This window comes from Saccharomonospora sp. NPDC046836 (assembly GCF_040645195.1).
GTDB lineage: Bacteria > Actinomycetota > Actinomycetes > Mycobacteriales > Pseudonocardiaceae > Prauserella_A.
On sequence record NZ_JBEYXW010000004.1, the window covers coordinates 138,165 to 149,532 of the forward strand.

General features: G+C 68.8%; 10 protein-coding genes. 5 read left to right on the plus strand and 5 right to left on the minus strand.

Going from position 1 to position 11,368, the window contains the following annotated elements:
* Positions 1 to 63 precede the first annotated feature (63 nt).
* Positions 64 to 837, plus strand: a complete 774-nt coding sequence (locus ABZ863_RS07355; RefSeq protein ID WP_358532050.1) for an IclR family transcriptional regulator — start codon at positions 64 to 66, stop codon at positions 835 to 837.
* Between the two features lie 15 nt (positions 838 to 852).
* Here the strand turns inward: ABZ863_RS07355 and ABZ863_RS07360 are convergent, their stop codons facing one another.
* Entirely contained in the window at positions 853 to 1,188 is a 336-nt protein-coding gene (locus ABZ863_RS07360) for a DUF4333 domain-containing protein (RefSeq protein ID WP_358532052.1), read from the minus strand.
* Between the two features lie 103 nt (positions 1,189 to 1,291).
* On the minus strand, positions 1,292 to 2,650 hold the full coding sequence (gene ftsY, locus ABZ863_RS07365; protein WP_358532406.1) for a signal recognition particle-docking protein FtsY: 1,359 nt from the start codon (positions 2,648 to 2,650) through the stop codon (positions 1,292 to 1,294).
* A gap of 193 nt (positions 2,651 to 2,843) precedes the next feature.
* Here ftsY and ABZ863_RS07370 point away from each other — a divergent pair, with 193 nt between their 5' ends.
* From ABZ863_RS07370 to ABZ863_RS07385, 4 genes are all read left to right on the plus strand, one after another.
* Positions 2,844 to 4,358, plus strand: coding sequence for a sodium:solute symporter (locus tag ABZ863_RS07370; RefSeq protein ID WP_358532054.1), 1,515 nt, complete (start codon positions 2,844 to 2,846; stop codon positions 4,356 to 4,358).
* Position 4,359: 1 nt separating this feature from the next.
* Positions 4,360 to 4,956 (plus strand): maleylpyruvate isomerase family mycothiol-dependent enzyme, encoded by a 597-nt coding sequence (locus ABZ863_RS07375; protein WP_358532056.1) that lies wholly within the window; start codon positions 4,360 to 4,362, stop codon positions 4,954 to 4,956.
* Positions 4,957 to 5,094: 138 nt separating this feature from the next.
* Positions 5,095 to 5,766, plus strand: a complete 672-nt coding sequence (locus tag ABZ863_RS07380) for a hypothetical protein (RefSeq protein WP_358532058.1) — start codon at positions 5,095 to 5,097, stop codon at positions 5,764 to 5,766.
* Between the two features lie 31 nt (positions 5,767 to 5,797).
* Complete coding sequence (locus tag ABZ863_RS07385; RefSeq protein ID WP_358532060.1) at positions 5,798 to 6,487, plus strand: hypothetical protein; 690 nt, start codon at positions 5,798 to 5,800, stop codon at positions 6,485 to 6,487.
* A 71-nt stretch (positions 6,488 to 6,558) separates the two neighbouring features.
* On the opposite strand, the gene smc is transcribed toward ABZ863_RS07385, so the two are convergent.
* The 3 genes from smc to ABZ863_RS07400 form a co-directional block, all read right to left on the minus strand.
* Complete coding sequence (gene smc / locus ABZ863_RS07390; protein WP_358532062.1) at positions 6,559 to 10,188, minus strand: chromosome segregation protein SMC; 3,630 nt, start codon at positions 10,186 to 10,188, stop codon at positions 6,559 to 6,561.
* Between the two features lie 99 nt (positions 10,189 to 10,287).
* Entirely contained in the window at positions 10,288 to 10,575 is a 288-nt protein-coding gene (locus tag ABZ863_RS07395) for an acylphosphatase (RefSeq protein ID WP_358532064.1), read from the minus strand.
* Positions 10,576 to 10,801: 226 nt separating this feature from the next.
* Entirely contained in the window at positions 10,802 to 11,368 is a 567-nt protein-coding gene (locus tag ABZ863_RS07400) for a hypothetical protein (RefSeq protein WP_358532066.1), read from the minus strand.

Sequence of the window (11,368 nt, forward strand, 5' to 3'; positions counted from 1 at the left end):
TCCTGTTTTACATCTCGGACTATAGTTTCTACATTGCGGAAGCTCAACGTGAGAGGAGACAGTGTGGCCCCCGAGAGGTCAGGCAATGGCGGGGTGCAGTCGCTGCAGCGCGCGTTCGAGCTGCTCGAGCGGCTCGCAGACGCCGGAGGCGAGGCCAGCCTGTCCGAGCTGGCCAGCTCGTCCGGGTTGCCGATGCCGACGATTCACCGGCTCATCCGCACGCTCGTCGCGCTCGGCTACGTACGGCAGAACATCAACCGCCGCTACGCCCTCGGCGCCCGGCTGATCCGGCTTGGCGAGAACGCGAGCCTGCAGTTCGGCACGTGGGCCCGTCCCCTACTGGCCGAGCTTGTCGACGAGGTGGGCGAGACCGCGAACCTCGCGGTGCTCGAACGGGACGAGGTGGTCTACGTCGCGCAGGTGCCGTCCCGGCACTCGATGCGCATGTTCACCGAGGTCGGCCGCAGGCTCCTGCCGCACGGCACGGGTGTCGGCAAGGCGATCCTCGCGACGCTGCCCGCCGACGACGTCCGCGCGCTGCTCGCCCGCACCGGGATGCCCGCCTACACCGAGCACACCCACACCGATGTCGAGAAGTTCCTGCGCCACCTGGGCAGGATCGCCAAGCAGGGCTATGCACTCGACGAGGCCGAGCAGGAGCTGGGCGTGCGCTGCCTCGCGGTGCCGGTCCCGGGCGCACCGACCCCGACCGCGGTGTCGGTGTCCGGCCCCGAGGGCAGGCTGACGAAGGAAGCCGTCACCCGCATCGCACCCGTCGTGCAGCGCATTGCCGCCGCGTTGTCGCAGCAGCTGGGCGCCCGTGACCTGACGGCCTGAACGCCGCCGACCGGGTCAGTCGAGGGGTTGCTCGTCGACCTGGACGTCGAACTTCGCGCGGCCGTTGTCGTACGACTTGATGGTGACCGTCATGCCGAGGCGGGTACCTCCCGCGGTCAGGACGCAACGTATGGTCTCGCCGACCTTCGCCTTGATCGGGCCAGGACACTCCACGGCGTCCGGCTGCTGGCCCGCCATCTCGGTCAGCGACTCGGTGACGCTGCGCTCCAGCTCCGCCTTCGACACCGTCGCCTCGTCCGGTTCGCCCGTGCGCACCGTGACGCTGCAGCCGCAGGTGGCCAGCACCGCGCACGCGACGAGAAGAGCCTTCAGACCTACCGGCCGGAACATTGTCGAGAACCTCCCTGGGTTCGCCTCGCTTGCCACGAGCACCCTGCCGTGCGCACGCGATACCCGTACGCAATACCGAGCGGTATCACCCAAAACGGGGATATCAGCCCAGCAGCGCGTCGACGAAGGCGCCGGGCTCGAAGGGCGCCAGGTCGTCAGGGCCCTCGCCGAGCCCGACGAGCTTGACCGGCACACCCAGCTCGCGCTGCACCTGGAAGACGATCCCGCCGCGGGCGGTGCCGTCGAGCTTGGTCAGCACGATGCCCGTGACATCGACGACCTCGGAGAACACGCGTGCCTGCGCGAGACCGTTCTGGCCGGTGGTGGCATCGAGCACGAGCAGCACCTCATCCACCTTGGCCTGCTTCTCGACGACGCGCTTGACCTTGCCGAGCTCGTCCATGAGGCCGGTCTTGGTATGCAACCGGCCCGCCGTGTCCACGAGCACCGCGTCGACCCGGGATTCGATACCGCGTTTGACGGCGTCGAAGGCCACCGACGCCGGATCGGCACCCTCCTTGCCTCGCACGACCTCCGCACCGACCCGCTCGGACCACGTCTGCAGCTGGTCGGCGGCGGCGGCGCGGAAGGTGTCGGCGGCGCCGAGCAGCACGTGCCTGCCCTGCGCGACGAGGACGCGCGCGAGCTTGCCGGTCGTGGTCGTCTTGCCCGTGCCGTTGACGCCGGCGACGAGTACGACCGCGGGCTGCTTCTGGCCGTCGACGGTGTGCGGCAACGCGCGCACCGCTCGGTCGGCGTCCGGTCGCAGCGCGTCGGTGAGCACCTCGCGCAGCAGCGCCCGCGCCTCGTCGGCCGTACGGACTCCGCGCGAGGACAGCTCGGTGCGCAGCTTCTCCACGATCTCGGTGGTGGTCGCCGCACCGAGATCGGCGACGAGCAGCGTGTCCTCGACGTCCTGCCAGGAGTCCTCGTCGAGGTCACCGGCACCGAGCAGGCCGAGTAGGCCCTGCCCCAGCGTCGAACGGGACTTCGACAGCCTTCCGCGCAGCCGCTCGATGCGGCCCGCCGCGGGCGGCACCTCCTCGACCTCTGGCTCGACGGCGGGCGCGGCATTCGGCGTGGGCGCAGGCTCCACGACCTGCTCGGCCTCGGGCACTGGTGCCGGTTCCGGCACGGGTGGCGCTACGTGCTGGTCGGGCAACCCGACGTCAACGATCCCGCGGCGCGGTGCGTCCCGCGGCACAGCGGCGTCCTCGCCGACGCCGGGTTCGCCGTCGGTCTCGGTGCGTTCCTCGACCGGGTGCTCTGGCGCCTCCGTACCGCCCGGCGCGAGTGCGATACCCCCGCCGGCCTGGTAGCGATTGCCCTTCGGCGCCTGCTCCGGTTCCTTCTCGAGGCTGATCTTGCGCTTGCGCGAGATCGTCAGCCCGGCGACGAGGGCGACCAGCAGCACGACGACCGCGACGGCGATAATCCAGATCAAGGTGGTGCTCGACACGATGCCATCCTCGCATCCACAGCCTGGCCGAGCCGGGCACCCCTGACCGAACGGTGAAACACTCACCGTTCCAGAATCGTCTTCGACAATTTCTCACCGGATGGCTTGCGTTGCCCAACCGACGTGGATTAGACCATTTTGGTGCCCCTTGTTCTGCCCGCTCCCCGACACCAGCCGGACACGGTAGGAGAGACCAATGCGCGCACTGGACCTCGTCATCGTCGCGGTCTTCCTGGTGGGCACACCCCTGCTGGGCATCGCCCTCGGCGGCAGGCAACGCTCCTCGACCGACTACTTCGTCGGCAGCAGACGGATCCCGTGGTGGGCGGTGACGTTCTCGGTCGTCGCGACGGAGACCTCGACGCTCACCGTCATCAGCGTCCCGACGGTCGCCTACCTCGGTAACGCGACCTACCTGCAACTCGCCATCGGTTATCTGATCGGCCGTGTGCTCGTGGCGTTCGTGCTGCTGCCGCGGTACTACGCGGGCAACCTGGTCAGCGCCTACGGTTTCCTGGGCAAGCGGTTCGGGCCCGGGATGCAGGGCACCGCGTCGGTGACGTTCCTGGTGACGCGGTTGCTCGCCGATGGTGTCCGGCTGTTCGCCACCGCGATCCCGGTCAAGATCATGCTGGACGAGTTCGGCATGGACGTCTCCTATCCGGTGATCGTCGCCGCGATCGCGCTGGTCGCCGTGATCTACACCTACCTAGGCGGTATCCGCGCGGTGATCTGGGTGGACGCGATCCAGATGGGGATCTACCTCCTCGGCGCGATCGCCGCCGTGTTCGTGCTCGCCGGCAGGCTCCCGGACGGCTGGCTCGCAGGCGCCGCAGGCGAAGGGAAGTTCCAGCTGTTCGACTTCTCCTCCAACGTCGTGACGAACCAGTATGCGTTCGTCACGGCGGTGGTGGGTGGGGCCCTGTTCGCGATGGCCTCACACGGCGCCGACCAGCTCATGGTGCAGCGGCTGCTGGCGTGCAAGAACGTCCGTGACAGCCAGAAGGCCGTCATCGCCAGCGGTATCGTCGTGTTCGTCCAGTTTGCACTGTTCCTGTTCATCGGGGCGCTGCTGTGGTCGTTCTACGGCGGCCGCACACCGGGTGAGCTCGGCCTGACGGCAAGCGATGAGCTGTTCCCGAAGTTCATCGTCGAGGAGTTGCCGCCGGGACTGTCCGGGTTACTGGTCGCCGGCATACTGGCCGCCGCGATGAGCACGATCTCGTCTTCCCTCAACTCGCTGTCCACGTCCACGATCAGCGACCTGTACCAGCGGTTCACCAAGCGCCCGCTGCCGGACGCCGTCGTGCTGAAGCAGGCGAAGCTGTGGACGCTGATCTGGGCCGGGGTGTTCGTGGTGTTCGCATCGCTGTTCACAACGACCGATCAGCCTGTGGTCGAGCTGGGGCTGAGCATCGCGAGCTACACCTACGGCGCACTGCTCGGGGCGTTCTTCCTCGGCATCCTGGTGAAGCACGCCCGGCAGGCTGACGCCGTCGTGGCGTTCCTGAGCACCGTGGCGGTGGCCGCCGTCTTCGCGCTCGGCGGTGAGTTCACCGTCGACGGCGTGCGGCTGCCACTGGCTTTCCCGTGGTATGTACCCCTCGGCGTGGTCGTGACGCTGGTGGTCGGCGGGCTGTTGTCGCTGCGACACGGCGCGCCGGACCCGAAGGCCACCGCGGTCGCGGAACAATCCCGGCAGGATGCCTGACATGAACACCGAGACTCTGCGCGATGCGGGCGCGGCCTGCACCGAGTTCCTGCTCGCCAACGCCGATGAGGACTGGACAGTCCGCCCTCCGGATCTGGAGTGGACGGTCGCCGAGGTGGTGGCCCATATCGCGAACACCCTGCTGTGGTACGCCGTCGATTTCGCGGGCGGTAAGACCGAGTTGTCCACAACGGACATTACGGTGGGCGCGACGGCCGAGCCGCGCGAGCTGGTGCGCAGCGTGTCGGCAACGGTGACGCTGCTTTCGGCCGTCGTGACACAGAGCGCGTCCGATGCCCGCGGCTGGCATCCGCGGGGTCTCGCCGACGCATCCGGCTTCGCCGCGATGGCGTGCGATGAGTTGTTCGTGCACACCAGTGACGCGGCGCGTGGGCTCGGCGTCGCGTTCACTGCGCCCGCACCGGCCACCGAGGCGACATTGCGCCGGCTGTTTCCCTGGGCGCCGGAGGGTGGGGATCCATGGCAGGTGCTGCTGTGGGCCAACGGGCGGATCGCCCTGCCCGACCGTCCCCGGCTGGAGAAGTGGCGCTGGCACTGCGCGCCACTGTCCGAATGGGACGGCCAAATGCCCGGTTAGCTGTGTTTGCCCGATCCCGCCACACAGAAACCACACCCCGAGGAACCTCGCCAATCCCTACCACGTCATAGTGACAGCCAATACTAGAGTGTCACATTGGTATATCGGAGGGGTCACATGTCAACTCGCCTACTGCCGGTGCTTGTCGCGGGCATTGCCGTTCTGGTCACCGCATGTTCTGGGGGTGGCGGCGACAACACGGCGGGGGACACCGGCGATTCGACGTCCGACACGTCAGCCACAACCGAGTCTGGTCCAAAGCACACGCAGTTCGCCGACTTCCCCGGCCAGGAGCTCGTCACCACGGAACCGGGCTTGGACCTGGGGATGCGGGTGAAAGCGATCGACGCGGCATGGACACCTGAGTTGGCCGGCGTATCGGCCGAGGCGGGAAGGCGCTATCTCGCGGTGTATGTGGCGGTCACCGGCGAACTGGCCGACCGGGGCGTACAGGAAGCCAAGATCCAGTATTTGCAGCTCCGTTATGACAATGTGGGCGGGGAGAACTGCGACCCGTACACGCCGGATGAGGTCCCCCAGTACTGCTTCAGCGAGGCGTACCCCGCCAGCGACCTCAGGTCCGAGATCGCTGACAACACGTGGCGCGGCGAAGACTGGCAGGCGGACTCGCTGCTGGGCAGGGACATTGAGCGGGGCGAGACCGCCATCGGCGTGGTCGGGTTCAACTTGGCGGACAGCGAGAACATCACCAACCCCCAGCTATGCGGACCGACCAAGGATCAGTCCACTCCGGAATTCAACGAATTCCCCTGCGTTCCGATTCCGAAGCCGGACGGCTCACGAAACTAACCCCCGTAATCACCTCGATGGAGAGCATGACATGTCAACACGTTTACTGCCCGCACTCATCGCGGGCCTCGCGGTACTGGTCAGCGCATGCGCTGGAGATAGCGACAACGGATCGACGGGCACTGGCGACTCAGCGGCCGAAAACGCGGCCACAACCGAGTCCGGTCCGACCTACACCCAGTTCGCCGACTTCCCCGGCCAGACCCTGGTCACCACAGAATATGGCGCGCCCCTAGGGATCCAGGTGAAAGCTATCGACGCGGAGTGGCTCCCGGAACTGGCCGGAGAGTCGGCCAATGCGGGCGCCCACTACCTCGCCGTGTACCTCGCCGTCACCGGCGAACTGGCCGACCGCGGCGTACAGGGCGCCAGGCTCGACTTCCTGGAGGCCAAGTTCAAGATCGAGCAGGGAGCCTGCGACGAGTACGCGACCGAAAGTCCCGATTTCTGTTACGTCAAAGCGCGACCCGTCGCCGAGCCTGAAAGGGACATTGCTGACAACACCTGGCGCACCCACACCTGGTATGCGGCAAACATAATAAGCATACGTACTGACATCGAGGCCGGCGAGACCCTCATCGGCGTTGTCGGATTCGAAATCCCGGACGACGCTAACCTCGTCGGTAACGTGGAGCTGTGCGGACCCACCAAGGAACATTGGTACGGCAGCAGCACCTTCCCGTGCGTCCCGATCCCGGAACCCGAGGGAGCGCGCAGCTAACGGCGCTTACCTCAATGCTCAAAGGAATGGCCCGGCGGATGTTCCGCCGGGCCATTCCTTTGTCACGGGAATCAGGCCTCGGCAGCCGCTGGCTCCCGCGCCGGAGGCTCCTCGATGGCTTCGGCTCCAGTCCGCAGCCGCTGCGAGATCACCTTGGTGATGCCGTCGCCCTGCATGCTCACGCCGTAGAGCGCGTCGGCGATCTCCATCGTCGGCTTCTGGTGCGTGATGATGATCAGCTGCGAGCTCGCGCGCAGCTGCTCCAGCAGGCTGATCAGCCGGCGCATGTTGGTGTCGTCGAGCGCCGCCTCGACCTCGTCCATCACGTAGAACGGCGACGGGCGGGCGCGGAAGATCGCCACCAGCATGGCAACGGCCACCAGCGACTTCTCACCACCGGACAGCAGCGACAGCCGCTTGACCTTCTTGCCGGGCGGCCGGGCCTCGACGTCGACACCGGTCACGAGCATGTCGTTCGGCTCGGTGAGCACCATGCGACCGTCACCGCCGGGGAACAGCACCGAGAACACAATTTCGAACTCGCGCGCCACATCGTGGTAGGCGCTGGTGAACACCTCGAGGATCTTGTCGTCCACGTCCTTGATGACCGTGAGCAGGTCCTTGCGGGTGGCCTTGAGGTCCTCCAGCTGCGTGGACAGGAACTTGTACCGCTCCTCCAGCGCGGCGAACTCCTCCAGCGCCAGCGGGTTCACCTTGCCCAGCAGGGCGAGATCCTTCTCGGCGCGCTTGGCACGGCGGGCCTGCGTGTTGCGGTCGTACGGGATGGGCTGCGGTGCCATGACCGTCTCGCCCTGCTCCTTCGCGGCCTCGTACTCGGCCAGCTCACCCGGACCCGGCGGCACCGGCACCTCGGGGCCGTACTCGGCGACGAGGTCCTCCAGCCCGATGCCGAACTCCTCGGTGATCTTGGTTTCGAGCTGCTCCAGCCGAAGCCGCTGCTCGGCGCGCGCCACCTCGTCGCGGTGCACGGCATCGGTGAGCTTCTCCAGCTCACCGGCCAGCTCACGCACCCGGCCGCGCACCTGCGCGAGCGCGATCTCCCGGCCTTCCCGCCTGCTCTGCACGGCGTCCCGCTCGGCAACGGCCCGTCGCAACGACATCTCGATGCGCTCCAGCGCGATCTCACCGCCATCCACCACGGCCGCGGCGATCTCGGCGCCCCGTGCCCTGGCGATGCGCGCCTTCTCGGCACGCTCACGAGCCTGGCGCTCGGCCTCGGCGGCCCGGCGCAGGGAGTCGGCCTTGCCCGCGATGCCACGTGCCCGCTCCTCGGCCGTGCGCAACGCCAGCCGCGCCTCGACCTCCTCCTGACGGACCTCGGCCAGCGACTCCACCGCCTCATCACGCTCGGTGGTGTCCGGGTCGTCGTCGACCGGCTGGTCTGCGACAGCGGCAAGACGCTCCTCGAACTCACTGAGCCTGGTGAGCACCTCCTCGCGGTTCTGCTCGACCTTCGCACGCTGGTTCCGCAGCCGCTCGACCTCGGACTCAGCCGAGCGGGCCGCCTGGGCGAGGCTGCTGAGCCGCTCCGACGAGCGGGCCCGGCGCACCTTCGCCTCGTTGAGCCCTTCCTTGGCCTGCCCCACCTCGGCGCGCCGGTCCTGCTGCTCGGCGCGGGCGCCTTCGAGCTCGGCGGCTGTGCGTTGCAGCGCAAGTTCAGCCGCGGCGAGCCGGTCCTGCGCCTCGTCGACGGCGGCCTGCACCTCGATGACGCTCTCGTCACGGGCCGACCCGCCGGCCGCCCAGTGGTTGCCGAAGACGTCGCCGTCGGTGGTGACCGCGGTGACGTCCTGGTGTGCGGCGACGAGCGCACGCGCGTCACTGAGCGTGGCGACGACAGCCACCCTGTCGAGCGCGCGCTCCACCGCGGGCCGCAGCGCCTCCGGGGACCTGACGACCTCCCGTGCCCAGCGTGCCCCGCCGGGTAGTGCTGGCCAGCCGACTGTGTCCACAGTGGAGCCTGCGCCGCCGAGTAGCAGACCGGCGCGCCCGGACTCGTTGTCCTTCAGGTACCGCAGCGCGGTGAGCGCGGCATCACCCGCGGCGACTGCGACCGCGTCGGCGACAGGGCCGAGCGCCGCGGCCAGCGCGACCTCGTACCCCGGGTCGACGGTGAGCAGCGCTGCGACGGAGCCGAGCAGGCCCGGCAGCTCATCGGCAGCGCCGAGCAGCGCACCGGCACCGTCCTTACGCTTGAGCCCCATCGACAAGGCGTCGACCCTGGCCCGTTCGGAGGCGATCTCCCGCTCGGCGGCCCGCTCCGCCTTCACCAGCTCCTCGACCCTGGCCTTGGCGGCGTTGTTGGCGTCGACGGCGCGGTCGTGCCGTTCCTGCAGCCCCGCGTCGTCGGACTCCTCGACGCCGCCTTCGGTACGGGCCTGCTCCAGGTCTTCCGCAGCCGCCTCGGCACGGGCGCCTGCCTCCTCGATCCCTGTGCTGAGCCGCTCGATCTCCTCGGCGGTCGCACTGCTCTTGCTGCGCAGTGCCTCGACCTGACCGGTCAGCTTCGCGATGCCCTCGCGGCGGTCGGCAATGGCGCGAACGGCAGCCAGGTGGGCGCGTTCGGCGGCCTGCACCGCTCGTTCCAGGTGCTCGCGACGCTCGACGGTCTCGGCAAGGATCGCCCTGGCCTCGGTCACGGCCTCAGCGAGCTCCTCCTCGCGCTCGGCAGCACGCTCGGCCTCCGCCAGCAGCTCCTCGGGATCGCGTCCGGAGGTACCGGTCGGCACCTCGGCCGAGAGGTGCCGCTGCCGCTCGACGGCCAGTCGCACCGTGCCACGCAGCCGTTCGGCGAGCGCGGAGAGCTTGTACCAGGTGTCCTGGGCTGCGGCCAGCATTGGAGCGTCCTCGGCGAGGGCGCTCTCCAGCTCCGCCTCCTCCGCGGTGGCGATCTCCAGCGCCTGCTCGACCTCGGCGCGCCGGCTGCGGGCCGCGTTCTCGTCGGCCTCGTCCTTGGCGATGGCCCCGCGCTGGGTGACCAGATCATCGGCGTAGAGGCGGAGCTTGGCGTCACGCAGCTCGGCCTGCACCACCTGGGCGCGGCGGGCGATCTCCGCCTGCTTACCGAGCGGCTTGAGCTGGCGGCGCAGCTCGGCGGTGAGATCGCCGAGCCGGTCGAGGTTGCCCTGCATCGACGTGAGCTTGCGCAGCGCCTTTTCCTTGCGCTTGCGGTGCTTGAGCACACCGGCGGCCTCCTCGATGAAGGCGCGGCGATCCTCGGGCTTGGACTGGAGAATCTCAGCGAGCTGGCCCTGCCCGACGATCACGTGCATCTCGCGGCCGATACCGGAGTCGGAAAGCAGCTCCTGGATGTCGAGCAGGCGGCACGAGCTGCCGTTGATCTCGTACTCGCTCGCGCCGTCGCGGAACATCCGGCGCGTGATGGACACCTCGGTGTACTCGATGGGCAGCGCACCGTCGGAGTTGTCGATCGTCAGGGTCACCTCGGCGCGACCGAGCGGGGCGCGGCCCGCGGTGCCGGCGAAGATGACGTCCTCCATCTTCCCGCCGCGCAGGTCCTTGGCGCCCTGCGTGCCCATCACCCAGCGCAACGCGTCGAGCACGTTCGACTTACCGGAGCCGTTCGGGCCGACGACACAGGTGATACCGGGCTCGAAGCGCAGGGTGGTCGCCGACGCGAAGGACTTGAAGCCCTTGAGCGTCAAGCTTTTCAGGTGCACGCGGCGTCGACCCTTTCCCCTATACCGACTCCCTCTCCAAGCGAGGAATGCTACCCGGGGTCCCTGACGAGCCGTGGACGCCGGGCCGCGTGCGGCCGCTCAGCGCTCGACGAAACCGTGCAGACCGCCACGTGGTGGGGACCAGAGCTCGGCCACATGATCCACTCGACCGGGTGACCCGGGCGAACGCAGCGCCGTCAACAGCCGCTCACAGTTGTCTTTGCGGCCTTCGACGACCACCTGGACCCGGCCGTCGGCGAGGTTGGTCGCGCTGCCGACCAGGCCGAGTTCGAGTGCGCGGCTCCGGGTCCACCAGCGGAAACCCACGCCCTGAACCATTCCGTGCACCCATGCGGTCAGGCGAGCCGCATCGTGTTCGTCAGCCACGGCCCCATCGTGCCCCACCCCGGCCGTCGCATTCCGTTAACCCGGAGCGCCGAGACGTTCGCGGGCAGTCACTCTGCAGTGGTACTGTCCCGGCCGGGGTCCGCCCAATTGGGCTAACTCAGGAGCAAACTCCAAAGGAGTCATGCATGACCCAGTCACAAGGGTCACAGCCACGCGCCGAGGTCGCGCCGCCCCGCGAGTCCACCGGACGGCTCCAGCGCACGGGCTACATCGCACTCGCGGCGAGCGGCCTCGTACTGGCCACGGCATTCGGCGCGGTCGCGCAGGTCACCGGCGGCGCGGGCAACACCGCTGACACCGGGGCCGTGAACGACGTGAACAACACAGCCTCGCAGGACACCGGCAGCCAGAACGGCCCGCAGCTCGTCCCCGGCCAGGCGATTCCCGAGCAGACGACGATCATGATCGACGGGGTGGCCGTCACCGGCACGCTGCCGCCCTCCACGACGTCCCCGACCACGGTGGTGAGCGTCGGCCCGGACGGCGAGACCACGACCACGGTCATCACCCCGCCACGCAGCCCCTCGTCGTCGGGAACCTCGGGGAACTCCTCGCAGCCGACCCGCCCGACGGGCACCAGGCCCACGTCCGGCGGCGACAGCACGCGCCCGCCCATCACGGAGCCGTCCACGCCCGAACCCACCACCTCGACGTCGGAACCTTCTCCAACCACGACGCCGCCTGCCCCGCCGACCAGCGAGCCGAGCACGCCGGGTGAGAGTGAGCCGACCAACCCGAGCGCGCCGAGCGGTTCCGGAAGCAGCTCCGCCAC

Coding starts and splice junctions, on each gene's coding strand:
- ABZ863_RS07360 (WP_358532052.1), bottom strand. CDS start 1,188: ATGTTCCGGCCGGTAGGTCTGAAGGCTCTTCTCGTCGCGTGCGCGGTG.
- ABZ863_RS07370 (WP_358532054.1), top strand. CDS start 2,844: ATGCGCGCACTGGACCTCGTCATCGTCGCGGTCTTCCTGGTGGGCACA.
- ABZ863_RS07375 (WP_358532056.1), top strand. CDS start 4,360: ATGAACACCGAGACTCTGCGCGATGCGGGCGCGGCCTGCACCGAGTTC.
- ABZ863_RS07385 (WP_358532060.1), top strand. CDS start 5,798: ATGTCAACACGTTTACTGCCCGCACTCATCGCGGGCCTCGCGGTACTG.